The 25,993-nt window shown below is 45.8% G+C and carries 21 protein-coding genes and 2 tRNA genes; 6 read left to right on the forward strand and 17 right to left on the reverse strand.

Annotation, left to right across the window (positions count from 1 at the left end):
• The first annotated feature begins 35 nt into the window (after window positions 1–35).
• Both VGB26_10470 and VGB26_10475 read left to right on the forward strand, forming a co-directional pair.
• On the forward strand, window positions 36–1,073 hold the full coding sequence (locus VGB26_10470; GenBank protein ID HEX9758206.1) for a phytoene/squalene synthase family protein: 1,038 nt from the start codon (window positions 36–38) through the stop codon (window positions 1,071–1,073).
• A gap of 51 nt (window positions 1,074–1,124) precedes the next feature.
• Entirely contained in the window at window positions 1,125–1,802 is a 678-nt protein-coding gene (locus VGB26_10475) for a DUF1614 domain-containing protein (protein HEX9758207.1), read from the forward strand.
• Between the two features lie 24 nt (window positions 1,803–1,826).
• Here the strand turns inward: VGB26_10475 and VGB26_10480 are convergent, their stop codons facing one another.
• The gene (locus tag VGB26_10480) at window positions 1,827–3,242 is read right to left on the reverse strand and encodes an ELWxxDGT repeat protein (protein HEX9758208.1); all 1,416 of its coding nucleotides are present in this window, start codon (window positions 3,240–3,242) and stop codon (window positions 1,827–1,829) included.
• Window positions 3,243–3,716: 474 nt separating this feature from the next.
• Between VGB26_10480 and VGB26_10485 the strand changes: the two genes are divergently transcribed.
• Both VGB26_10485 and VGB26_10490 read left to right on the forward strand, forming a co-directional pair.
• Window positions 3,717–4,046: a hypothetical protein gene (locus VGB26_10485; GenBank protein ID HEX9758209.1), complete on the forward strand. Its 330-nt coding sequence runs from the start codon at window positions 3,717–3,719 to the stop codon at window positions 4,044–4,046.
• Window positions 4,047–4,086: 40 nt separating this feature from the next.
• The gene (locus tag VGB26_10490) at window positions 4,087–4,992 is read left to right on the forward strand and encodes a DUF1207 domain-containing protein (protein HEX9758210.1); all 906 of its coding nucleotides are present in this window, start codon (window positions 4,087–4,089) and stop codon (window positions 4,990–4,992) included.
• Window positions 4,993–5,134: 142 nt separating this feature from the next.
• Here VGB26_10490 and VGB26_10495 read toward each other — a convergent pair whose 3' ends face one another.
• From VGB26_10495 to VGB26_10525, 7 genes are all read right to left on the reverse strand, one after another.
• Entirely contained in the window at window positions 5,135–5,920 is a 786-nt protein-coding gene (locus tag VGB26_10495) for a hypothetical protein (GenBank protein HEX9758211.1), read from the reverse strand.
• A 182-nt stretch (window positions 5,921–6,102) separates the two neighbouring features.
• Complete coding sequence (locus tag VGB26_10500) at window positions 6,103–6,660, reverse strand: hypothetical protein (protein HEX9758212.1); 558 nt, start codon at window positions 6,658–6,660, stop codon at window positions 6,103–6,105.
• Window positions 6,661–6,701: 41 nt separating this feature from the next.
• Window positions 6,702–7,292, reverse strand: coding sequence for a CHRD domain-containing protein (locus tag VGB26_10505; GenBank protein ID HEX9758213.1), 591 nt, complete (start codon window positions 7,290–7,292; stop codon window positions 6,702–6,704).
• Window positions 7,293–7,485: 193 nt separating this feature from the next.
• Complete coding sequence (locus VGB26_10510; protein HEX9758214.1) at window positions 7,486–9,879, reverse strand: galactose oxidase early set domain-containing protein; 2,394 nt, start codon at window positions 9,877–9,879, stop codon at window positions 7,486–7,488.
• Window positions 9,880–10,533: 654 nt separating this feature from the next.
• Window positions 10,534–12,645 (reverse strand): sigma 54-interacting transcriptional regulator, encoded by a 2,112-nt coding sequence (locus VGB26_10515; GenBank protein ID HEX9758215.1) that lies wholly within the window; start codon window positions 12,643–12,645, stop codon window positions 10,534–10,536.
• Window positions 12,646–13,325: 680 nt separating this feature from the next.
• Window positions 13,326–14,228: a tetratricopeptide repeat protein gene (locus VGB26_10520; GenBank protein HEX9758216.1), complete on the reverse strand. Its 903-nt coding sequence runs from the start codon at window positions 14,226–14,228 to the stop codon at window positions 13,326–13,328.
• A gap of 392 nt (window positions 14,229–14,620) precedes the next feature.
• On the reverse strand, window positions 14,621–14,893 hold the full coding sequence (locus tag VGB26_10525) for a hypothetical protein (GenBank protein ID HEX9758217.1): 273 nt from the start codon (window positions 14,891–14,893) through the stop codon (window positions 14,621–14,623).
• A 708-nt stretch (window positions 14,894–15,601) separates the two neighbouring features.
• Here VGB26_10525 and VGB26_10530 point away from each other — a divergent pair.
• Together VGB26_10530 and VGB26_10535 are read left to right on the forward strand one after the other, a co-directional pair.
• Window positions 15,602–15,820, forward strand: coding sequence for an AbrB/MazE/SpoVT family DNA-binding domain-containing protein (locus tag VGB26_10530; protein ID HEX9758218.1), 219 nt, complete (start codon window positions 15,602–15,604; stop codon window positions 15,818–15,820).
• Window positions 15,814–16,263 (forward strand): PIN domain-containing protein, encoded by a 450-nt coding sequence (locus tag VGB26_10535; GenBank protein HEX9758219.1) that lies wholly within the window; start codon window positions 15,814–15,816, stop codon window positions 16,261–16,263. The genes VGB26_10530 and VGB26_10535 overlap by 7 nt, the downstream gene beginning before the upstream one ends.
• A 311-nt stretch (window positions 16,264–16,574) precedes the next feature.
• On the opposite strand, the gene VGB26_10540 is transcribed toward VGB26_10535, so the two are convergent.
• The 9 genes from VGB26_10540 to VGB26_10580 form a co-directional block, all read right to left on the reverse strand.
• Window positions 16,575–16,652: transfer RNA gene (locus VGB26_10540), tRNA-Glu, on the reverse strand.
• Window positions 16,653–16,881: 229 nt separating this feature from the next.
• Window positions 16,882–16,957 (reverse strand) — tRNA-Lys (locus VGB26_10545).
• Between the two features lie 160 nt (window positions 16,958–17,117).
• Entirely contained in the window at window positions 17,118–18,404 is a 1,287-nt protein-coding gene (locus VGB26_10550) for an adenylosuccinate synthase (GenBank protein ID HEX9758220.1), read from the reverse strand.
• Window positions 18,405–18,583: 179 nt separating this feature from the next.
• A complete protein-coding gene (locus tag VGB26_10555) occupies window positions 18,584–20,251 on the reverse strand; it encodes an FAD-binding protein (protein HEX9758221.1) in 1,668 nt (555 codons plus the stop codon).
• Window positions 20,252–20,400: 149 nt separating this feature from the next.
• A complete protein-coding gene (gcvPB, locus tag VGB26_10560; protein ID HEX9758222.1) occupies window positions 20,401–21,858 on the reverse strand; it encodes an aminomethyl-transferring glycine dehydrogenase subunit GcvPB in 1,458 nt (485 codons plus the stop codon).
• Between the two features lie 31 nt (window positions 21,859–21,889).
• Window positions 21,890–23,230: an aminomethyl-transferring glycine dehydrogenase subunit GcvPA gene (gcvPA, locus tag VGB26_10565; protein HEX9758223.1), complete on the reverse strand. Its 1,341-nt coding sequence runs from the start codon at window positions 23,228–23,230 to the stop codon at window positions 21,890–21,892.
• A 13-nt stretch (window positions 23,231–23,243) separates the two neighbouring features.
• A complete protein-coding gene (gcvT, locus tag VGB26_10570; protein HEX9758224.1) occupies window positions 23,244–24,347 on the reverse strand; it encodes a glycine cleavage system aminomethyltransferase GcvT in 1,104 nt (367 codons plus the stop codon).
• 104 nt (window positions 24,348–24,451) lie between these two features.
• Window positions 24,452–25,159 (reverse strand): ABC transporter ATP-binding protein, encoded by a 708-nt coding sequence (locus tag VGB26_10575; GenBank protein ID HEX9758225.1) that lies wholly within the window; start codon window positions 25,157–25,159, stop codon window positions 24,452–24,454.
• A gap of 41 nt (window positions 25,160–25,200) precedes the next feature.
• A complete protein-coding gene (locus VGB26_10580) occupies window positions 25,201–25,977 on the reverse strand; it encodes an ABC transporter ATP-binding protein (protein HEX9758226.1) in 777 nt (258 codons plus the stop codon).
• Between the last annotated feature and the right edge of the window lie 16 nt (window positions 25,978–25,993).

A 25,993-nucleotide genomic window follows, 5' to 3' on the forward strand; every position in this document is an offset into this window, starting at 1 on the left:
TTTAATTTAAATAAAAATGGGCAATATATTTAAAAATGCCACCGATTCCATTCCAAACTATTCTAAAAGGAGTCTCCAGGTCCTTTTATTTAACCCTATGGGTTCTACCCTCCAAGGTGAGGCCCCAGATCGGTTTGGCTTATCTTTTCTGCCGAGCTGCAGACACCATCGCAGACACGTCCTTAATTCCCGAAGGTGAACGATTAAAATATCTGGAATTATTCAGGGAACAGTTTCAGTGCCCCTCGGTTTCTTGGAAAACGGTTAAGGAAATTCAAACCAGCCTCAGGGATTTCCAGAAAAACACGGCCGAGGAAACCCTTTTGACCCATTTAGATGACTGTTTTCAAACCTTTCTGACATTTTCTTCTGAGGATCAGGACCGAATCCGCTCATTGGTCTCAACCTTAACAAAAGGGATGGAAATGGACCTGATCCGTTTTCCCCTCCAGAACGCCAGGGACCCTTTTCCTCTTTCCATCGAGGATGAAATGGATCAATATACCTATTATGTGGCGGGTGTGGTGGGAGAATTCTGGACCCGGATGTCCGTGGGACACTTTCAGGCTTTGAGAAATTGGAAGGAAGATGAAATGTGTAAGCTTGGGATACGATTTGGAAAAGGGCTTCAGATGACCAATATTCTCAAGGATCTCTCTAAAGACCTCTCAAAAGGTCGGTGTTATATTCCTAAAACCCTATTGGATCGATTCGAATTAAAACCTCATGATCTCCTTGAACCATCCACCATTCATCAATTAAGGCCCCTTCTCGCCTCATTAATCCGTTTAACATTGGACCACTTGGAAAAAGGATGGGACTATATCATGGCCATTCCAAAAGGAGAAATCCGTCTCCGCCTCGCTTGCCTTTGGCCTCACCTTTTTGCTTTAAAAACCATCGGTGAAATTTACCATTCCGATAAATTACTTGACCCCAACACTACGGTCAAAATTTCTCATGCCTCGGTTTATTCCACCATGTTCAAATCAACCCTGCTGGTTTCATCCAACAAAGGGCTAACCCGGTACTATGACCGGTTAAGGGAAAATATAGTTAAAGCCTTACCATAATAAAGTACCAGCTTAACCCAAACTGTTTCCATAAAACTTCGACAAAAAATAATGTTTCCCTTAGGCTGTCTTCCCATTTTACTATTTCTCCTTTTACTGGTTTTACTTCCCGTTATTTTTGGAGAAATCATGGTGGGGGCTTTACTCAAGCTTCAGCTGGATACTCAAACCGCCCTTCTTCTCCTGATGGGAATCCTTTTTGGAAGCCTCATCAATATTCCCGTGAAACGAATGATCAGAGTACAGGAGGTAGAATCCCACCCTTTAGCCGTTTTTGGTCTTACAGGATTTTTCCCGGAACTAAAAAGCGCCCAAAAAGTAACGGTGGTCGCAGTCAATGTAGGGGGATGTGTGATCCCAACCGGTATTGCTTTGTATGAAATCCTTTTTATATTTTCCAAAGGAATCGGGGCAGCCACCCTGGTGGGGGTTGCCGTATTAATCAACACATGGGTTTGCTACCGCTTGGCGAAACCGGTTAGAGGCATCGGCATCGCGATGCCCGCGTTGATCCCTCCCCTGGTTGCGGCCCTTTCGGCCTTAATTCTGATTCCGGGTGATGGCCCCCCTGTTGCATTCGTTGCAGGGGTGCTGGGGCCATTGATCGGTGCGGACCTTATGCATTTACGGGATATTCCCCGAATTTCAACTGGAATGGCCAGCATTGGAGGAGCTGGGACTTTTGATGGAATTGTGTTGTCGGGAATTTTGGCAGCCTACTTGGTTTGATTTGAATGGCGGAAGAAAGGAACACTAAAACCCATAGGCCAACCCTCCTTTTAACCCTGGAAAGATATCTTTTACCCTAATGGTCCCACCCGAGGTTCCATCGCTTTTCCAGAGTTCAAAACCACTTTGGCCATCGTTTGCAACGAAAAAAAGGGAATGATTAACTTTTGTCAGCAAGGCAGGGTAAGCGCTTCCCAGGGGATTAATATTTTTGACGATGGATGTTCCCTCTGGGGTGCCATCACTTTGCCAAAGCTCCGTACCCAGCACCTCGTCGGTTGCCACAAAATACAGTTTGGCGTCCAAACCCTGAAGATAGGTGGGAAAGGAAGATCGTGTCCCTGGATTAATATCTTTGACCAGGCCGGTTCCGTTTTGTGTTCCATCGGTTCTCCAGAGCTCAAAACCGCTTTTCTCTTCCCGGGCCGGGAAAAATAAGAAATCGTTTAGGCGGGCCACATGGATATGACTCAAAGAAAACGGATAGGAGTCTCCGGGTCCCGGATTGATATCTTTCACAATCCGGGTTCCTCCCTCCGTTCCATCACTTCTCCAAAGCTCAAAACCAAAGGACCCATCATTGGAGGAAAAAAGTAACCCTCCCTTAAGTTCCCCCAGAGAAAATGGGAGAGAATGGTTCACTCCCCGGTTAATATCTTTAACCATTTTGGTTCCCGATTCACTCCCATCGCTTCTCCAAAGCTCCGAACCGTTTGCAGGGTCCTCCGCCCAAAAATAGAGGGTTTGTTTCAATCCGATAAGAAACCCCGGTTGGGACGAAGACCTCCCTGGGTAGATGTCCTTCACCATCACCGTGCCTGATTCCGTCCCGTCACTTTTCCATAGCTCAACCCCAAAAAGTTCATGAAATGCTACAAAATATAATGTCCCATTAACAGAGGTCAGAAATCCGGGAAGGGAATCCCCTAAGGGTTGAATATCCTTGACCATAAAGGTACCCTTCTCGGTCCCGTCACTTCTCCAAAGCTCCAATCCATTAAGTCCGTCATTGGCCACAAATAAGAGTATTCCATTGAGGTGTGTCAGAGAGGAGGGATTGGAAGATTTCGATCCCGGAAATATATCTTTGACCAACAACGTTCCCGCTTCCGTCCCGTCACTCCTCCAAAGCTCAGCCCCATTTTGGCCATCATTGGCCACAAAAAAAAGAACCCCTCCCACTTCCACCAGAAAGTTCTGTGCGGCCAAGCCTCCGCTGGGCTGAATCTTTTTGACCATTCCCGTCCCTCCTTCAGTTCCGTCGGTTTTCCAAAGGGTTCTTACTCCCTCCCCGTCATCCGCCGTGAAGAAAAAAAGATCCTGAAAGGAAGAAGCACCTCCCCCTTGGTCTCCGTTGTTCCCGCTCCCGCAAGAAATTAAAACAAACATTAATAAAACAAATGAAAATTTTTTTAATAAAACCAAATTCTTCGAACTCAAATGGGGCACCATTAGCGATAGGAAAAACAAGTGAGGTAAAAAACTACCTCTTTCTACTACGACATTCCCAAACCGTCAATACTCTTTTTAGAGTATTTTGGTTGTAAAAAAGGTGTAGATCAGAAACAGATTTGATAAAAAATGACATTCCAAGTGGTTTTAAACCTTATTCCAAATTAAAACTTCAGGAAATAAAAAAAAGAGGAAAAGATTGGAAACACACAAATCATTTAGGGAAACCACGTTTTTCCCATAAAGGTCGCCCCTTTACCTTTTTTCTTGTCCCTTTTTCAAAGGTTTGATATCATTCGGGTCATCACCATTTTCCATTCTGAAAATTAAATAATTTTTTTAAAAAAAATGTCCATTGAATTAGAAAACAACCCCCCAAAAAAAAGAAAAAGGCCCATTGGGATTTGGATCATCTGCGTATTTTATTTTTTATCTGTTCTGGGGACATTTTTTTCCCTCCACATGATCTTTTCCGGGTTAATTTCCCTAGGCCCGGAAGAACAGGCCTTTTTTGACAGCCTTACCCTTTTTGACCATGCACTAACGGTTCTCATCACCTTTCTCCATCTTCTGGGGGCGATCGCCCTATTTTTACTTCGGAAAGATTCATTTTATGTTTTTTCTGGGGCCTTTGTTCTAAATATGGGTTCAACCCTCTGGCAGGCATCAACCAAGGAATTGGCTGAGGCCACGGGAGGCACCGGTGTTTTGGGTATAGCCCTGGGGTTAGGCATTGGGCTGATCATATGCATTTACGTATGGCGATTATGGACAAAAGGGGTATTGAGCTAAAATTGCGGCTTTGCTTCTCTATTTCCAATTAGAGGATTTTTTGAATCGTTTTTTCTGGGTAGGAATTTTGATTTTGATAGGGCAATTTGGGATTGCCCAGAAAACCTTTGCACTAACGACTCCGGAGGAGGAACCACCAAAAGAATATACCCTCAACCTTAAAGAGGGGAAGACTCTCAGATTTCTACCCAGAGGGGACCTCTACCCCCCTTATATTGCCGGTCCCCACCGTCCCGGTTTTGCCGCCATTGTGGGGGGAATCACGGATAATGACATTAATAGCGTAGGGGATTTTCGCATTACCCTCAAAGCAGGTGGTCTGTTTGGGGTTTTTCAAATTCATCCCCATAACCGTCCTGAGTTAGGAATTCAATTCAGTTTTGAAGCAGGAATCGATGCCCAATTCGATTTGAATAATTCTCAAGATAACCTGGGCTGGGACGGAAACTTCGGATGGCATTTGACCATGGCACGGCCGGAGGGATGGGCATATAAAATCGCTCTTCTTCACACTTCAAGCCACCTTGGGGATGAACACATCGAAGACACCGGGCGAAGGCGGATTGGATACACACGCCGTGAGTTGGCATTGGGGATCAGCAAGCAGCTCACTCCAGAATTGCGTACCTATGGGGAACTCGGTTGGGGATACAACCCCGGAAACCATGATGTGCAAAAACCGATTCGTCTACAAACGGGGATCCAATGGGAACCCCAAAAAATGATTTTATGGGATTTTTTTAACTGGTATACTGCGATTGATCTATCTACCATGGAAGAACGGGATTGGAGGCTGGATTCGGCGGTCCAGGCGGGCTTTTCCCATTCTGATCAAGAGCGAAGGTACCGCATTGGGATTGAGGTCTACAAGGGCCGACCCACCATGGGGGAATTCTTTCAGGCCAACGAAACCCATATTGCCCTGGGAGTTTGGGTCACCCTGTAAACGCCCCTTCCTATTCAATTAATTTTTAAACCCTCAGTAAGGTTATCCTCACACCTTGATTTACCTTACCTCCCTTATATATAGGGTATGGTTGTTGTCATCGGATGTGTCGTTGGAGCTGTTGTGGTGTTGATTTGCCTTTCTATGGGGCTTTCCAAATCATTTTCCCATTTTGATCATAAAGTGCAAGCGGGGAGCCACTCTTTTCATCTTTTGAATCCATGCCTGCCTTTTTCGTCTCAGGGTACCCAAGCACAGCACGTTCTTTTCCGGTTTCATCCAGGATCACTAACCCGGGACTCCCGTCCGGCTTAAGTCCAAACTTTGCGCGCATCTTACTGTTCTTATCTAGAAACACTAAGTTTGCTCCGGCATGATTGATACTCAAATTAACAGTTACGTTACCCTCCGCGTCGCTCAAAAGCCACTGTGTTCCACCATCAACAGTCGGAACACCACTCAGGGAGGCAATATGTCCCCCATTCTTGTTGCGAAGGGAGATCTCCGGGTTTCCCTCACTGGTCAGGTCAATGTCGAGGCGCTTCTTGCCTGCCTTGTCAAACAGACGGAGCGCAGGGATTCCATCACGATGCCTGGGAACCGGCTCAACACCCAACGTGGCCTGGATTTTCCCTGCCCGGTCTGCAAGGGCCAAGCGGGGTTCGTCATCTGGGGTCATTTCAAATAGGGCCCGAACCTTCCCGTTTGAATCCACCAGTTCAAACCTTTTTGCCCGGACAACTTCCTCAGTCGGCATCTCCTTGCGCTTGGTCATTTCGTCCAGAATGGATGGGGGTAATGCCGGCAATGCATCCGGGTTTCCAGGAGGCATATGCTCGTCTTCTTCATCATGACCAAACGCAACGCCACACCCTAATCCAACGATCACCACAAGGGTAAAGATTGTTCCGTAATGTTTCCAGTTCATTTTTGCCTCCTTAATTCAATAAGACGCTCCCTCATCGGACGATTTCCCAGTTTCGGTCTTAAATATAATTTCCAAGAAAGGTTCCTACGGTTGTGATCCCTCCATCCCGCGTTCTTTCATCAAAGAAATTTTTCCAAAAACATGATGGAAAAAAGATGCGGAATGTTTTGTGAAAGAAATGGTTAGTCATTAAAGTGAAATTTCTCTTTTTTGGAGGGACACAAGTAAGTGTTTGAGTAATTTAAGTTGAGATCATCACACAAAACATTAATTTTTTGGATGATTTTCTTGTTTTTTTCATCCTCCTCGGCCACGTTCTTTTCGTAATCTGCTTCTACCACCACCCAATAGAACCTGGCAGGGAGAATATTATAGACGGGAATGATATATTCTCCCTTGATGAGTTTATATTCCGAACCCTTAAGATCAAGATTAGTGATGACATCAAATTCATGAACCCTATTCTGACCATCTGGATCATCCGATAAATAAATTCCTACGGAGAATGGGCCCGATCTGGCCGGCCCCAGATTCGCCACAAAAGCCTCGGTTTTAACGAACTGCCCCCTTTGGAGATCAATTCGATTGTTATCGATATCCTCGGCAGACAGGCGTTTTACAGTGGCCACAACTAAATCCGCCCCATCGGCGCCGTAAACCCAGGAGAGCAACGGACCGACGCTCGACAGCGTCAAAAAGATAATTCCGATGATCGTCATTCTAAGTATCGGTAACATCATACCCCTCCATTGCATAAACCGTAACACCCGAATGTAACGAATTATTTGTCGACCGGTTCAATCTGGCCCCGGATCTCATTTTTCGGGAACCTACCCGGTTTATTTTGGTTTGGATCCCAACCCGGATCGGTCACGATATTGATATAGGTCTTTCCTTTCCGCATTTTCCCAAGCAGTTCGGCCAGCAGCCGTTCATCATCCTCCCCGGTCTGTTCGGCAAGCATAGGTCCGACCAGATTAAATACGCTTAATGTTCCCTCCGCCAGGACACCCTCGCGCTGCCCCTTCCCCGGAGGAAACGGTCCAGCAAGGGTGGCCACCATCGGTCCACCCTTCCCGGGGGTTCCAAGGTGGAGATTTGCAGAGACCACATGTTCAATTTTGTTTACGGTCAATTTATAATTGAACAGTTTTTTTGCCTCATCAAACCGAAAGACCGCCTTCCCTGTAGCAGGTGTATCTTGACTGGGAACCGCGTTCTCACCATTCAAAACAGCGAAAAATTCCGAAGCCGAATCTGATCCGGCGATTGCCGCGGCTGGGAAAGCGAACTGCAGTCCTATGCATAATACCCAAAAGTACTTTAGTAAAATTAAGGTTTTTTTTATTGGTTTAATAAAATTCTTTTTCATATTTAAGCTCCTGAAAAATTCAAAAAAAACCCGATCTTTCCGAATTAGAAAAACAAAAAATGCCAAGAAGGGCGAAGCTCTTCACCTCGCCCTTCTTTTCCCAACAATTTCTCTCAGTCGTATTTCATACCCGGCCCTTTTTCCCACACAGGGCAAAGTATAGCGTTTAATTATCCTGTCTCCGTGTTTCCTATTAGCCGTTGTCGTCATCCAAAAGAAGGCGTACATGCTTGGCCACACTAGGGGTGCCTTTTTTATTTACAACGAAAAGCATGTAGTCTCCAGCAATCGCCTGAGCGGGTAACGACGGCGCTCGTACGGTCAACATGTCGGCGTTGGGCCCGCTTTGCGTAGTGAACGGCAGCTTCACATATCTGTCATCATTATGCAGTGTGTGCGTTCGAGACCCGGTTCGAATGATGGAAACCGAGTCGATTTCCCTTTGACCGGGGACTTCCGCACCCAGGTCAACCATGACCTGGAACGTTTCCCCATACTCGGTGAAATCAGGTCCAGTCTCGATCACCGGGCGAGGGGCTGGAGTGCCGTCCGCATCAGCGAACAAATAGGGCGGACTAAAGATCTGGGCGACAGAAACGCCCATATCTACGTCCCCTGGTTCATATGTCCGATCCCCTAGACGGACCATCGATGCCCGGTCCCCGGCCATCGTAATCACCGTTCCGTCAGGCATTAGGTTTACGGTCAGGTGTATACTCCCGGCATGCGTCGTCTTGGCCAATGTCTTATAGCTGTTGTTCTTGGGATTAAAGATCGCCCACTTTGTATAATTCCTCAGCTCATACGTCCCTCCTCCGGGTCCGGCACCGCCACGGATCGCCAACGTCCCATCGGGCAGCATGACCCCGTGGACAAAACGGCCTGCCTGATACGTCTGCGCCACGACCTTAAATTCTGGATTCTCATCGGTAAAATCGATCCCCTCAATATCCGCAGTCCGGGTGCCCGAACCGGCCACATTGCCATCAATCACAAACCATTTATGGGACTTGGTGTTGCCGTTTTCATCAAGTTCCACAAAATCGCCTGTCCCGCAGCAGTAGCCATAGCCATTTTGAGCCGTATCGATGTGCGTCCAGTGGTTCTCGGCCGGTATGTTCCGGTTGGGGTCGGCCATTGCCGCCTGGACATTAAGACAATCCAGACTGGATGCACGATTGGGGTCCACCCGTCGCCGGATCGCCCGTGTGTCATTCGCACATCCAGGGGTCGCGCAGAAATTTCTCCACTCCGCGGCCGGATCTGTGGCATCGCTCCTGGGCATGGAGACTTGCGAGCCCGGATAGTTGGGGTCCCCTGAGGGAAAATTTACAGGTGCGGGTTCGCCGGATAGAACACAAAGCTTCCAATCATCTACACCAGGTCCGGTTTGGACCACCGTGCCGGGGGGATATAAGGGAAATGTCCTCCTCGCATTTTCCAGGGCAAAGCCTGTATCCGTAACGGGATCGTATACATCGGCAACCGCAGGAAAAACCAGTGTATTTCTGAAATCCTGATCACGCTGGTTGCGGTTAGAAATTGTTTCGTCCGGTCCTACGGATTGATCCTCATCGTCACCGGCAACCCTGATCGCCCACCCATTTGGAAGGGTCCACCCGCTGGGATACCAGACACCAGTCCGCATATCGGAGGGATGAGAAGGATCCGTATCTTCTCTTATCCGCTGTGAGCAATCCTTCCAGGTCGGGGCGCCGATTGGGGGATTGACCAGGCGATCACCCAAACCGGTTCCGTCTTGGCCGGTCTGTGCTTCCACAAAATTATCCGCAAATGTTAGATATTTGTTTATTATATTCGACTTATTCATCCGCCAATTGGCGTTTTGGCAGGGCTCCGGCCTGTTCGCCCAAGTACCGGTTTCAGGGTCATAGATGTTCATCTTTCTAAACCCGCTGTTGCTCTGCATGTTATGGCCGCCGATGTGAACAACTTTTCCATCCGTCAGTGTCGCATACCCGAGGGAGTAGACGTTGTATTTGAGGCCCTTAGAAAAGCCTGCATTCGAAAAGCTAGCGATGTTCAACAGGGCGTCCTCTTCATCGATCAGGGCGTTGTCAAAAATACCTTCTCCAGTTGGGGAATCCTCCGGGTCTCTTGTCTTAAAAGCATCCGGATGGCCGAGATCCCAAACCTGTGCGTTCTCCAGTCCCCAATAAGCCCTAATGCGATTCTGGATAAATTGTGTCTGGCCTTGTCGCAGCCTGTAACCCCCATATACGAGATGTTTAAAAGAAGATCTTAAACATGGATTGTTGCTTTGTGTGCTATGGGTATTTCCCACAGGGTCAGTTCTAACGACGTCTTCTGAATCGAAAAAGATATTGTTAGGCTCTACTGCATTACTCGGAAACTGGGCCCCCCATTCACTCCGGGGAATAGGCCAGGCCGAATAGGTTGTATTGCTCCCCGGAATCACTGAATTCAATACCAGTTGTTCATAACATTCTTCCGTTGCGACATCCGTTGGTAAAAACTCCGAGTGCCGCCCCTTATAGAGAATTTTGGGGGTTTCCCAATCACTACTGGACCAAATAAAACCGGAACCCACAGCATTGTAAGTCATTGGAATCAATGGCGACAATTCACCACATTTTGAGTCGTCCGTACATGTTTCGGGTTCCCATGTCGTGCCCGGCGCTGGGGGCGGCTCTTCGTCATGGGCAAGTGCGGGCGTTAAACCAGAACCCGCAACTCCGAAAAAGAGTCCAAGCCCTAGGACAACCCCTAAAAAAGCCTTCAAGCTATATTTAGACTTCATTGTTAATCCTCCTCTGATTAATAAAAGTTCCTCCGCCTCAAAAAAATTCCTCCGCAATACTTGTCCACGAATTTATTTATTTTTTCAAATTTTCTCCCTTTTCCCGGGACGGCAAAATTCCAAACGATAAAAGTTCAATAAAATCATAATGAAAAATATCCCGTTCTAAAAATAACCTTAAAATTGATAGAGAAACCCCACCTAAACACTTTCATGTTTACAATTAATTAAAGCAATCCGAATGCCAATAGAAAAAAATGATCAAACTTGTCTAAAAAACTGACCCAACCGATTGAAAATTTTCTTTTTAATAAAGGATAGGAAAAGGGGGGTCAAAAAGGGTGGGAAATAAGGATTTGTTTCATGTAACAGTTGCAACTGTTACATTTGCAACGAATGTAACAGATGAAATATATCCTTTCGGAAATTTAAACAAAGGGCTTTTTTATTTTAAAGGATTTAAAGGCAAATCACGGAAAGGAGGATGATCGGGGCATTATGGTCTTTCAATTTTCTCCAAAGGGTGGTCCTGCTGATTCCCAAAAGTTGCGCCGCCTTGGATCGTTTACCGCCCACCTGATCAAGGACTTTAAGAAAATCGCCGTCTTTCCCTATTTTCTTCCCTTCACCGGCATTGAATGCTTCAACAGCTTTTCCCTTAGGGTCAGAAGGTTCCGGGGAAGAGAGCACTTCTTCGTTTATTTCTAAAACGGACCCGGCGCACAAAATCACCGCCCGTTCAATCATATGTTCGAGTTCCCGGACATTTCCGGGCCAGGGATAAGAAACCAACTTATTCATGGTTTCTTTATCCACATCTATAATCTTCTTATTCATTATGTCTGAATATTTTTTGATAAAATAATAAGCCAGCATCGGAATGTCCTCCCGCCGTTCCCGCAGAGGCGGCAGATTGATGGGAAACACATTCAACCGGTAAAATAAATCCGCCCGAAAGCTGTCATCTTCAGTGACCTTAGACAAGTTTCGGTTCGTGGCGGCGATCACCCGTACATTGATACTGATGGTTCTCGTTCCTCCTACCCTTTCGAATTTCCGGTGCTCTAATACCCTCAAAAGTTTCGCCTGCGCTTCTTTGGGTAGCTCTCCGATTTCATCCAAAAAAATGGTTCCGCCGTCCGCCAATTCAAAACGCCCCACCCTTCGGATAATCGCACTGGTAAATGCCCCTTTTTCATGACCGAATAATTCACTTTCGACCAGGCCGGGTGGAAGTGACGCACAATCCACGGTGATCAGAGAATTATTTTTACGTGAGCTGAGCTGAAAGATTGCCTTTGCCAACAGCCCCTTGCCTGTCCCTGTTTCTCCCGTAATGAGAACGGAGGATTCCGTTCCGGCAACCATTTCGACACGTTTCAAAACCTCCTGGATCACTGGACTTTTTCCAATGATTTCCTTAAATTTAGACTCGGCCTTCATTTTTCTTTGAATGTATACGTTTTCTATTAAAGAAATTCTATTTTTTGCTTCCCTTTCAATATTTTTAGAATTGTTTAAGACCAGAGCGATCGTATGGGATAAATCCTCCATGTAGGGTATTGATTCCATGGGAAAGCGATCACGGCCCCTAGAAGCATAGTTCAGGACTCCAATCACTTTATCCCCATTCAGAAGCGGAAAAGCGCAATAGGATTGAAAATAATTTTTCGAGCAATTTTCGTAACAAAAGGGAAACTTCTTTAAATCTTCTATTTCCTTCATGAAAAAGGATTTTTTGTTTTTGAGGATCCACTCGGCGGATGTTCCAGTTTGGGGGATCACCAGAATCGAATTGGAATGAATCTGTTTATTTTCGATATGGATAAAAAAGCATTCCAAATCCGTTCCGTCGGGACTGGGCAAAAGAAGCCCCATTTCATCAAAAGGAACGGTCTTACGAACCGCGTCGGCAATTTTCCCGAACATGGAACTCAAATCATTTTGAAACAACCCGGCTTCCAGGACCCTGAAAATAGTATTCCGCTCCGCCAGGATGCGTTTGACTTGTAGTACCCGTCGGCTTAATCTTTCTTTTAAAATCCTGTTTTTATGATGATAGATACGGCTGGAACGGGTTATTTCCAGCACAAATCCAAGATTCCTTGTAAGGGTTTCTAAAACTGTAACCTGTTCTTCGCTGATATCAATGTTTTCAAAAACCCCAAGGATGAGGAGACCCAAATCCCTTTCAAAATGCACAATGGGAAAAACAAAAAGATTTTTTAAATTTAAATGACGAAGTGCCGGAGGGGGCGGTCGTTTACTGAAGGTCCCGCTAATATTTTTTGTAAGAAATTCTCCCTGATCAAGGAAATCCTGAATCGCTTTTTCCGAAAAAAGTTGTGTTTGAAAACCATGTCCTTTCCAGGCCCCCCCTTTTTCTTCAGGTCGGAGGGCAACAGCCCAAAAATGGTCCTCCCAAACAGAATTTAGAGCTTCAACAAAAACTTGGGGGATTTGTTGGTTATTCTTTTCTTGGACTTGTGAATTTAAATGGGATTGAATCAAATTCAGTTTTCGAAGGATGGTTTCCCCACCTTTTGAGGTATTTTCATTTTCAAAAAACATCTTATACCTCTTTTCAACCTAGGAAATCTCACAAAAATAAAAAATTTCCTAAGGGTAAGTTAAGATAACTTCTTATTCATCTTTTTGAAAATTGATTTTGGAAAAGAACTTACAATTTAAGAAATATAATGATAATTGCTCAAACCACCCATTAAGGCCTATATAGGAGTTAAAAGAAAAAAGAGGAAAATAAAAACGGTGAAGGGCTGAGAACACAACCCTGCTCCTTTTAAAGGTTTCGGAAACGGTAGGCAGAATAATCCGTATAGGGAGAAGGTTCAATCATATTTATTATAAAAAAAATAGTCAATAAAAATCATAAACTTTTTCTATTATTTCAAATAGATCCTAATCATTTATTCTTAAAAAATTACTAATAAATTTATATAAGAAAGTATAAAGATGGGGGGGGGAAATGTTTAGGACCATATCAACCAGTTAATATAAAAGTCCTTTTTCCAATTACAAGCCTCAAAAGGATACTACATTTTTCTTGAGGCTTTAGGGTAGATTCAAGTTTTACGGAAAACACCTAAAACTAAATCGAATCCCAAAACTCCAACAGAGGAGACTTTATAAAAAAAACGTTAATTTATCTTTTAAGTTGTGTTTCGGACCTATTTAAGGAATTTTTAGGGGTTGGGACACCGGAAACGAGGAATTCCCTTTGGGAAACTTTTTTAGAAATCCTCCAAGGTTTTCTCAGAACCCCTGGAAGTGTTAAGTAATCCGGTTGCTTTTTCAATTTTTATCCGATTAGAAGGGGTATCGGGGGCCAATTTTTTAAAATTTTCTAACTCCTTTTCTGCTTCCACAAAATTTCCTTTTTCAATTAGTGCAAACATTAAATTGGATTGGGCCATTGCATTTTTTGGATTGATGCGAATAATAGTCCTGAATTCTTCAATCGCTCCATCAAAATCCTCTTTTTTAAATAGAGCACTCCCGAGCCCAAAGTGAATCATCATATCTTCCGGCTTTAGGCGGGTCGCTAAACGAAACTCCTCAACCGCTCCATCAAGATCCTCTTTTTTAAAAAGTGAAATTCCGAGGCCTTCATGGGCTTCTGCAAAGTTGGGGTTCAGGCGAATCGCGGTGCGAAATTCCTCAATCGCCCTATCAAAATCCTCTTGGCTAAGAAGTACATATCCAAGACCCTCATGGGCCGCTGCAAAGCGGGGGTTTATCCCTATCGCGCCACGAAACGCTCCCACCGCCCCCGCTCCATCCCCTTTTTCAAACAGTGCCCCGCCCAAGCCAAAGTGGCCCATTGCATCATTTGGGTTTAGGGGAATTGCAATACGAAACTCCTCGATTGCACCATCAAGATCCCCTTTTTCTAAAAGGGCCGTTCCAAGATTATAATGGTTGTTTCCATCTTTTGGGTTTAGGCGAATAGCGGTCCGCAATTCCTTAATGGTATTATCAAGACCTTCCCTCATTGGGTTCTCAATTTCCTGACGCAATTGGTTCTCATTCCCCTTTGGGGAGCCTTTTAAACTATTTACATCACACCCCATTACCATCCCTATTAGGAAAAGGGGAAATAAGGCGGAACCCAGTATATTTGCTTTCCCATTCATTTTTTTCCTTCCTTTTCTCATTCAAATTTATATTCCAACATTTTTAAGAAATTTTTTTAAAGTTATTTTGGGACAATTCTTTTTAAAAATATCAGGCTATTCCTAAACCTAATTAATTTCAATATCAATTTCAGACAGCCCTTTAATGTATTGGAATGCCTCATTAAAAATTGAGGGATTTATTTTTATATTTTAAGAAAATACTTTTGGAGCCCTAAAAGGTTTTTCAAGGCGGAAGGTAAATATTTTTAGAATTAAAATAGAACTTGTAATCGGGTAATCGGGATAAATCCAAAGGGGCTATTTTTCCAAAAAAAAACGCTCGTACAAGTCTTTCAACTCGATACGGGCGTTTACGTATTCCCGAACAGCTTGATTTTTTTTAGGGAGATTTAACTCTTTAGGCGATCCACCACTGTTAAATCCATTTTTTCGCTTCCACTTTTTCTCGTAATCAGATGGGAAAAATACTCTTTCCCTGTTTCCTGATCGCAAAGAATGTGGCCCTTAAAATGCCCGCTTTCAACCCAGGATTTCCATGTAACCCATTTGGAAGGTAACATAGATTCTAATTTCAATGCCACTGCTTCTGGGCTTACCGTACCGGGAAAGGTAAGGATCTGGTTGTTCTTTCGCTCTAAAGTATATACAGGTACTTCAATCACTTTCGGACACCCCTTCTTTCTTCAAAAGTTCAATCCATTCTGCGAACCATTTTTGGAATTTTTCCAAATTTGCCGCTCGCAAGGGAATCTACCCTTTTATTTAAATCCTATCAAACATTGATTCCGACTAAATCAATTTTAATAATGGGATCACTATAGCAGGTTGGGGGCCATTGTCAATTTAATAAAAATTAAAAGGTCCCATAAAACCTCAATAAAACCTATAGGTTCATTATCGTTAAGGAATTTAAATAAGAAGGGGGTGAGAAACAGGATTAGGTTGGTGTCCCCCCGGGATCCGATCACGCCCCGCGCCAAAGGTGCAGAATATAATAATGCCGAAGGCATCACCTCGGGACGAGCTTTGACAGTATGAATGGGGTGAACCACTCTGTTGGGACAGTTTGGAAAAAATACCCTTGTCTTCTCCCCTGGATTTTCCTATTTAATCAAAAAAAAGGTGGAACATTCCCTTTTCTATTTGAAAAAAGATAGGGAGGGAGATCTTTTTTTTCCCCTTAACTCCACCCGTTAATGGGTTACCCTTTCATTTACCCCTCGACCCAAAAGCAGAGGGAAATGAGAGAACACCCGTACTGGGGCCTTTTTAGAACCTGATGTAAACCATGAAATTTTAAAAAATTGCATTACTTTACTTTCCATGATATAGTAAAGCAAATCGAAACCATACCAAAAAGGAGGAAACAAATGGGTCATTTAAAATTGTCATCTAAAAACCAAATTGTTCTTCCAAAAGAAGCCCGAAAGGCCATGAATGTTCAAGGGGGAGATGAGCTGCTTGTGGTTGTCAAAGGCAGGGTTACGCTCCTTATGCCAAAACCCAAAAATTATCAAAAGGCGCTTTCAGGGAAGGGAAAAACCCTTTACCCAAAAAATTATTTAAAAAAGGAACGAGGTTCATGGTAACTCTTCAAAAATTGAAAGGTTTCCTTAAAAAACACCAAAAAGTGGGTTTAGACTCTAATATTCTAATTTATCTGATTGAAAACAACCCTCATTATTCCCGTCTAACAAAGGAAATCTTTCAAGCCATTGAAAAAGGTCAAAATCAAGGAGTCTGCTCTACTTTGTCACTTCTAGAAGTCCTTGTACAACCTTATCGGCTGAAAAACGATGAACTGGTAAATCAATTTTATGGACTATTAACCACCTACCCCTACCTCATTTGGGAAGAGTTTTCCTCAGAAACTGCCGATATCGGCGCAAGGTTTAGAGCACAATATAACCTAAAAACACCGGATGCAATCCTTGCCGCCACAGCGTCTCATTCCGGTGCCACCGGGTTTATCGGGAACGACGTTCAGCTGAAAAAAGTTAAAGAACTGGACGTTTTAATCCTTTCCAGGTAAACAAATCCAAAAAGAGACCTACCAATCAATGTCAGCCCCAAATCCTATCTCAAATACTGGACCGATTTCTGGGGGAGGTCGGTCTCAATATTGTTCTTTGGAAATATAGCGGAGGATAGGCCGTTTCACTTGGTAAGTTCAAGGGGAGGGAGAAAAATAATGACCCTAAATTCTTATAAAATAACACGCTTGAATAAAATGACCATACGGGGGTTCAAAAAAAATATAAATCTTCCCATCGAAAATATCAAATAGCTATTGCTCTTCCCGAAAATGGGATGGAGAAATCGAATATATTTGAGGCTAAAGATTGGTGTCCCCAGCGGGATTCGAACCCGCGTTGCCGCCGTGAAAGGGCGATGTCCTAGGCCGGGCTAGACGATGGGGACACAGGCTGGTTGTTTTAAAAAATGTTGGAGGTTAAAGGTTTGAGGAAAAGGAAAATGGTCTTAATTCTTCTTCCCCCTTACACCACACTCGTTACGCCTCACCCGCTTTTAAAACCCAGGCCGCCCGTCGCAAAAGCGAGGATCCGGCTTTGCCGTGTCCGAAGCGCGGGGTCTGGGGGCATCGGAGGACCTTTTCTCCTTTCCCTTCCGCACGGGCCCCCAGTTAAAATGGTGAGCCGCCTGGGATTCGAACCCAGGACACCCGCCTTAAAAGGGCGGTGCTCTACCAACTGAGCTAGCGGCTCTCTATGTTTCATTCATAAAAGACCCCCGCAGCAAAACTGCGGGGTATTCAGAGGAAAAACTAAATCCTCAAATCCCCCTTTGGAAAAGGGAGAACCTAAGCGGTCACCCCGTAGCTCGCTACGAGGAATAGCAAGTTAAAGACCCCCGCATTCAACAACCTTAAACCACATTTTGAAGGCGAATGGTCTCACTTCTTTTAGATCCCGTGGAAATGATTTCAATCTTGCAATTAACCAGTTCTTCCAAACGTTTCAAATACACTTTTGCATTTTCGGGCAATTTTTCATAGGTTGTCGCACCGGTACTCAAATCATCCCAACCTTTCATGGTTTCGTATACCGGCTCCAGATTTTCCAAAATTTTTAACTCAGAGGGCATCTCTTCAATCATTTGGCCTTGGTATTTATAACCGACGCAAACTTTGACTTCTTCCTGCCGGTCAAGAACATCAATTTTCGTCACCGCCAGACTTGAAATGCCGTTCACCCGCACCGCGTGACGTACTGCAACTGCATCAAACCAACCGCAGCGCCGCGGCCTTCCGGTGGAAGCCCCGATTTCATGGCCCCGTCGTTGAAGCGTCATCCCTAACTCGTTATCTTCCTCCGTCGGAAACGGTCCGCTCCCCACCCGGGTGGTATAAGCTTTGGTAACCCCTAGCACTTTATTGATCCGTGTAGGCCCGACCCCCGAACCTGTGCAAGCGCCGCCGGCTGTGGTATTGGAAGAGGTAACATAGGGATAGGTTCCCAAATCCACATCCAAATGGGTTCCTTGAGCTCCTTCAAAGAGAACATTTTTCCCCTCATCAATGGCCCGATTGACCAAAACTGAGGTATCCACAATGGTGTCCTGAATGGCTTCGGCATAACCCATGTATTCCTGATATACTTTTTCGACTTCGAACCCCTCCACATTATATAGGCCTTCCAAGATAAAATTCATATCGTTAATATTCACAGCGAGCTTTTCACGGAAAATCTCCGGATCAAGAAGGTCTGCCATTCTAATTCCAACCCGGGCCATTTTATCCGCATAAGTGGGCCCAATTCCCCTCCCGGTGGTTCCGATCTTCCGACTCCCTTTTAGTTTTTCACTCTCTTTTTCAATGGCTTTGTGATAGGGCATAATCAAATGGGCATTTTTGCTGATAAACAAGTAATCTTTTAAAATAAAACCCCTTGATTTCAGGCTATCCATTTCTTCAATTAGCGCCTGAGGATCCACCACCACTCCATTGCCGATGACACAAACCGTTTCGGGGTGCAAAATCCCCGTAGGAATTAAATGTAAAATGAACTCTTCCTCATCCACCACCACCGTATGTCCCGCATTATGGCCTCCTTGAAACCGGACCACCACATCCGCTTCCTCGCTCAGAATATCAACGATTTTACCTTTTCCTTCATCCCCCCATTGGGTTCCAACCACAACCATATTTGCCATAGTTTAAAAGTCCTCAAAAAAAAACTCTGCAATACTCCTTCAGAGTCTTAATTAAATAAGAAAAAATTCGTGGTTATTCTAGTCTTTCGTTCAAGTTTTTGTCAAGGTAATTCACCAAAAATACAGAGAATTATTGAGGAAATGGCAACGGTAGAATGTCATCCAACGATACGGAAAGGTTAGTAGGTCCGTTCCTTGGGAGGATATTTCGTAATGTTTACATTAACGGTCTGGAGCCGGGGACCTTCGTCACTTGAATAAATGAGAATATGTTTCAACCATTGCTGATCATTCCGGTTCGGAAAATCCTTGCGTGTATGAGCCCCCCGGCTTTCTTTTCGTTCAATGGCACCCACCACAATGGTCTCTGCCACTTCCAGCAGGTTTCTGATCTCAAGGGCCCACAACAGTTCTGTATTAAACTTTTTTCCGTGATCATCTAAAAATACATTCTGATATCTTCCTTTGAGTTCGTTAATCTGTTCCCTCGCCTTTTCCATTTGCTCCTGCCGCCGGAAAACCCCAACCAGACTGTTCATGACCCGTCCCAGCTCTTCCCTCAGTAATCCAACCCGTTCCCCGTCCCTGCGGTGAAGGAGTTTTTCTATCCGTTTTTCTTCTGCTGGCAAATGTTGCTCTCCCACCAACACTTTATTGATATTTTTCACATACTCGGAACCTCGGATCCCGCTTCGTCTTCCGAAAACAATGGTGTCGAGGAGCGAGTTGCCTCCAAGCCGGTTCCCCCCGTGAACGCTCACACAGGCGCATTCCCCTGCGGCAAAAAGACCGGCAATTTCCGTTTCCCCCCAAACGTTGGTCCGAATTCCCCCCATGGAATAGTGGGCCCCCGGGCGGACAGGAATCGGAGATTCAACCGGATCCACCTCCGCAAAATCAATGGACAGCTGCCTGATCTGGGGAAGACGTTCCAGAATTTTTTCCTTTCCCAGGTGCCGTAAATCTAAAAGGACGCAATCATCAACACCCCTTCCCTCTTCGATTTCGATGGCCTCCGCCCGGGAGACCACATCGCGGCTGGCGAGTTCCATGGCATTGGGAGCATACTTTCCCATAAAACGGTCCCCATTGGAATTAATCAAGTACCCGCCCTCTCCACGGGCCCCTTCAGTAATCAAAATCCCGGATCCTTTTAATGTGGTGGGATGAAACTGCACAAACTCCATATCCATGAGGGGCGCACCCACATGGTAGGCCAAACTGATCCCATCCCCCGTATTGATGATGGCATTGGTACTCACTCCATAAACACGCCCAAAACCCCCGGTCGCCAGTATGACCGCTTTAGCCCCGATGGCATGGAGTCCTCCATTGATCAGATCCCAGGCGATTACTCCTTTGCAGACACCCTCTTCTACGATCAGGGAGGTGACATACCATTCCTCATAAACGGGAAACTTCCGTTTTAAGAGCTGTTCATACAATACATGAAGAATGGCATGGCCGGTTCGATCTGCGGCATAACAGGTCCGGGGAAATCCTGCGCCGCCAAAAGGCCTTTGAGCAATCCGCCCTTCTTCATCACGGCTGAAAATAATTCCCATCTGCTCTAACGCCAGAATATCTCCCTTGGCTTCCCGGCACATAATTTCAATGGCGTCCTGATCCCCTAAATAGTCACTGCCTTTAATCGTATCAAAGGCATGGTCTTCCCAACGATCATCGGGACGTAAGGCCGCATTGATTCCCCCTTGGGCTGCCACGGAATGGCTGCGAACCGGATGGACCTTTGAAATAAGTGCCACACTCACATCGGAGGGAGTTGCAATGGCAGCCCGCATCCCCGCTAATCCCGCACCGACGACCAAAATGTCATAAAATCTCATTTACTAACCTTTGAAATGAAATTCCCCGCTTCTAGACAATGGGATAATAAAAAGCCCCCGCCCTTAATCCCTCCCCACAGGGGGGAGGGAAGTTTGGGGGGTGGAGAATGTCATAAAATCTCATCGACTAACCTATAATTAAAACCTTTTTATGAGAGGGGATTCCATCGAACATCTAAATCCTTTACCGCCTTTGTTTCATCCAAACGGGAAATGGCAGTGGTTAAAGGTGCCCCTTTGACCTTTTCGGGATTTTCCTCTATCTCCTTTGCAATGGCAATCATGGCATCGCAGAAATGATCCAAGGTTTCTTTGGACTCTGTCTCCGTAGGCTCGATCATAATGGCCTCATCCACCACTAAGGGAAAATTGACCGTGGGGGGATGAATTCCAAAATCGATTAACCGCTTGGCAATATCCCAAGCATGAACTCCTTTATTTCGGAAACGTTTGGCCGAAAGAACCACCTCATGCATACAGGGACGGTTATAGGGAATGGGGTAAAACCCCTCTAACCGCTTCCGGACATAATTGGCATTGAGAATGGCATTTCGGCTGACTTCTTCAAGCCCCGGCGCTCCCATTCGTCGAACATAGGAATAGGCCCTTACCAAATTTCCGAAGTTCCCATAAAAACCGTGCAGCCTTCCAATGGAATCGGGGTGATCATAATCAAAATAAAAGCGTTCTCCGTCACGCTCAACGGTAGGAACCGGCAGGAAAGGAACCAATCGTTCTCCCACACCGAGAGCACCTGCTCCCGGGCCCCCTCCTCCATGTGGAACGGTAAAGGTTTTATGAAGATTGAAATGGACCACATCGAATCCCATATCTCCGGGACGGCAAAGATCCAAAAATGCATTTAAATTGGCGCCATCCAGATATAAAAGGCCACCTGCTTCATGAAGAATTTTTTGAATTTGCAGAATGTCGCGTTCAAACAAACCCAGGGTATTGGGATTGGTCAGCATAAACCCGGCGCAATCCTCATTGACATGGCGCTTTAAATCCTCCAGGTCCACCAGCCCGCTTTTATTTGAACGGATGGCCTGAACGGAATAGCCCGCGATGACCGCGCTGGCAGGATTGGTTCCATGGGCAGAATCCGGAATCAATACATGTTTTCGGGGGTTGCCCTGTTTTTCGTGGTAGGCCCGCATCATCAGCAAGCCTGCCAATTCCCCATGAGCCCCCGCCGCAGGTTGAAGGGTGACCCGATTCATTCCGGCGATTTCCCCTAACATTTCGGCCAATTCATACATCAGCCTCAACGCACCCTGGGATAAGGATTCAGGTTGAAGAGGGTGCAGGTGAAGAAAACCAGGGAGGTTGGCCAGGTCTTCATTAATCTTTGGATTATACTTCATGGTGCAGGAACCCAAGGGGTAAAATCCCAAATCCACTCCAAAATTTTGGGTAGAAAGACGGGTATAATGCCGAACCACTTCACCTTCACTCATCTCAGGAAGTTGATGCTCCCTTTCCCTTAAATACCGCTGGGGTATCAATTCCTGAGCGGAGACCTCGGGAACATCTAAGGCTGGCAATGTATATCCTCTTCGTCCGGAAACCGTTTTTTCAAAAATGAGTCCTTCTTTCATTCTCAATTCCTTATCATGATCACTGTTGAATGATTCGTTATAAAGCATTGGCCAAAGATTCGGCCATCCAGTCGATATCTTCTTTGGTTCTCTTTTCAGTGACACAAACCAAAAGGTGTTGTTTAAATTTCTTCCCCAGATGTCCAAGATCGGGTCCGATGAGTACGCCGGCCTTCTCCATTTTTCGGGAAAGTTTTTTAAAAGAGCTGGGCACTTTGAGGACAAACTCCTTGAAAAAGGAGTTTGAATAAGCCAGTGAAACCCCTTCGATATCACACAACCGCTTCTGGGCATAATGGGCTTTTTGCAGCGACTGATAAGCCACTTCCCGGAGACCCGCTTTTCCCATCAATGCTAAATAGATGGTGGCGGCCAGCGCATTCAATGCCTCGTTGGTACAGATATTTGAGGTGGAGCGTTCCCTGCGGATATGCTGCTCCCGTGTTTGAAGCGTGAGGCAGAAACCCCGGCGACCCTTTGTGTCCACGGTGGCTCCGACAATTCGGCCGGGCATCTGCCGAATGTACTGACGTCGGGTGGCAAAGAAACCCAGGTAGGGGCCTCCAAAATTCATGGCGTTTCCGAGGCTTTGCCCTTCTCCTACCACGATATCGGCGTCATACTCGCCGGGACTTTTCAAAAGTCCCAGGCTGATAGGGTCTACCATGACCACCAGCAAAGCACCGACGGCATGGGCTTTTTGCGCCAGCAGGGAAACATCTTCAATACAACCGAAGAAATTGGGCGTCTGCACCAAAACCGCAGCGGTCTTTTCATTAATGGTCCGATCCACCGTTTCTGAATCGATTACCCCCTGGTCCTGTGGAATTGGCTTTAAAGAGGATTTTAACCCTCTAAAATAGGTCCCCAGCACATCGCGATAGTTGGGGTGAATGGTGGAGGCATAGACGATTCCCGTTCGTTTGGTCACACGGGTGGCCATCCAGGCCGCCTCCGCCAAAGCACTGGCCCCGTCATATAAAGACGCATTGGCCACTTCCATTCCGGTGAGTTCGGAAATAAAGGTTTGATATTCATAAATGGATTGCAAAACCCCCTGGCTCATCTCCGCCTGATAAGGGGTATAGGCGGTGTAAAACTCGGACCGGAAAATCAGGTGGGAAACCGCGGCGGGAATATAATGATCATACGCCCCTCCCCCCATAAAATGGATCATTTCCCCCGCATGTTTATTCATTTGGCTGATGGTGGGGATTTCCTTTTGGAGTTCCAGCTCGGTCAAGGGGTTGGGGAGGTTTAAATCCTTTTTTAACCGGACCTCTTCAGGAATGTCTTTCAGCAAATCTTCCCAATGATCCACCCCAATTATTTTGAGCATCTCTTCCTGCTGCTTTTTAGTATTTGGAATATATTCCATTTATTCAATCCTTTTATTTTTTTGTGCCCTTACCTTTTTTGCGATAAAACGGCATGTCAACAATTTCTGCGGGAACGGCCTTTCCGCGAATTTCCACTAATAATTCCTCCCCCGGCTCCGCAAAGGAAGTGGAAACATATCCCATTCCGATCCCTTTGCCAAGCGTAGGGGAATAATTCCCGCTGGTGACCACACCCACTTCCTTTCCTTCGGAATAAAAGGGACAACCCTGGCGCGGAACACCCTTTTGGACCAGTTGAAATCCAACCAATTTCCGTTGAAGCCCTGTTATTTTCTTCTCCAGCAAAACATCCCGTCCCATGAAGTCGGGCTTCTCCAATTTGGTCACCCACCCAAGGCCGGCATCCAAGGGATTGGTCTCCTCATCGATTTCATGACCGTAAAGGCAATACCCCATTTCAAGCCTCAGCGTATCCCTTGCCCCCAGCCCGATGGGCTGAATCCCCTCTTCTTTTCCTGCGGACACAAGGGCATCCCACACTTTTTGGACATCGGCTTTTTCAAGAAAAAGTTCAACGCCCGGTTCACCGGTATACCCTGTCCGCGCCACCAACGCCTGAACCCCGGCCACCTTATCGACTTGAAAGGAGTGAAGCTTTTGAGAAGCCAGGGAATAGGAGGAGACTTTTTTCAGCACCGCCTCAGCACGGGGTCCTTGAAGTGCAATCTGTCCCGTTTCCAAGGTGCGGTCGTTGACGGAAGCTGGAAAATTCTGAACCTGTTCCTTGAACCATCCTGCGATTTTTTCCGTATTGGAAGCATTCACACAAATTAGGAACTGATTATCCTCTTTGCGATAGACGAAAATATCATCCATAATGCCGCCCCGTTCGTTTAAAACCAGTGAGTATTGAGCCCGGCCCTTCGAGAGACGCTCCACATCATTGGAGGTCAATTTCTGCAAAAAAGGAACGGCGCCTTCTCCTTCCACCCAAATCCGGCCCATATGACTGATATCGAAAAGGCCAACAGCCTGCCGGACCGTACGGTGCTCTTCCAATACCCCTGTATAGGAAAGAGGCATCTCCCAACCGGAAAATCCAACAATTTTTGCTTTCGCTTTTTTATGAAATTGAAATAAGGGGGTTTGTCTCATGAAATCGTCTCTGGTTTAATTTGCGCTCCGGTTGGTACCTCCAAAAGAACCTTAATCCAACCCAACCTTTTAAAATTTTTTTTACTCGAATTGAAATGGGTCTTTTAATTCATTCCCAGGTAAGCCCCTTTAACCATGGGATTATTTAAAAGGGAATGGGAATGTCCCTCAAGGACGACCTTTCCGGTTTCCATCACATACCCCCGATGGGCAAGAAAAAGGGCCGCGTGGGCGTTCTGCTCCACCAGCAAAATAGTTACTCCCCCTTCACTGATTTCCTGGATTATTTCAAAAATCTTTTCCACCATCATGGGGGCCAACCCCAAAGACGGTTCATCCAAAAGGAGAAGTTGTGGGGCCGACATCAACCCACGCCCAATGGCAAGCATCTGCTGCTCTCCCCCACTGAGTGTCCCTCCCATCTGATTCCGCCGGTCTTTTAAAAGGGGAAAAAACTCAAAGATCCGGTCCAGCTCCCTTCGAACTTCTTTTTCCCCTGTTAAACAAAAACCTCCCAATTCCAGATTTTCCAACACCGATAAACGGGGAAAGATGCGTCTTCCTTCGGGAACCTGAGAAATTCCAAGCCGGACCACTTCATAGGAGGGGCACCCTTCAATCCCGTTCCCCAGAAAAGAAATCTTCCCCGCTTGGGGTGCCAAAACACCGGAGATGGTCATTAAAGAGGTGGACTTTCCAGCCCCGTTGGACCCGATTAGTGCAACAATCTCCCCTTCCCGAACCTCAAATGAAACCCCTTTGAGCGCTTCAATGGGGCCGTAATAGGTATGTACGTCCATCAAAGTTAACATATAAAAAAGAAAAAAATGAGGCTTAACCCATTGAGTCCGAACTAACCCTGAGCCCCTCTTCCTAAATAGGCTTCGATCACCGATGGATTCTGTTGGATGTCTCGGGGGATTCCCTCCGCAATTTTCTCCCCATGATTCAAAGCATAAACGTTATGAGAAATTCCCATGACCATTTTCATATCATGTTCAATTAAAAAAATAGAAATTCCTTGTTTCAGAATATCCTGGATTAATCCCATGAGGCTTGCAGTTTCATTGGGGTTCATTCCCGCAGCGGGTTCATCCAACAGGAGAAGTTCTGGATCAGCCGCCAAAGCACGGGCTATTTCCAACCTTCGTTGCACACCAAATGGTAATTCCCGGGCCCAAACACCCGCTTTTTCCAATAAACCCACGAATTCTAACAACTTTAATCCCTTAGATGCAAGTACTCTTTCTTCTTCAAGGACCCGATGATTTCGGATCAGGGCTCCCCAAACCCCTGCTTGGCTTCGGGAATGGGCTCCCACCATCACATTCTCCAGTGCAGTCATTTCGGCAAAAAGCCGGATGCTTTGAAAGGTCCGGGCAATTCCATTTTTTGCATATTGATGGGGTTTCCATTTCCTCATAGGCTGACCTTTAAAAACCAGGTTTCCCGTATCCGGCCGGACCAATCCCGTCACACAGTTAAAGAGTGTGGTCTTTCCCGCCCCGTTTGGACCAATTAAAGCGGTAATTTTCCCCTTTTGAATGCTTAAATTAACCCCCGACAGGGCGGTCAGCCCGCCATAGGTCTTGGTTAACTGCTGAACTTCAAGAAACGTTTTAATTTTTATTTACCCCTGCAGCTTG

This window comes from Nitrospiria bacterium (genome assembly GCA_036397255.1).
Taxonomy (GTDB): Bacteria; Nitrospirota; Nitrospiria; order DASWJH01; family DASWJH01; genus DASWJH01.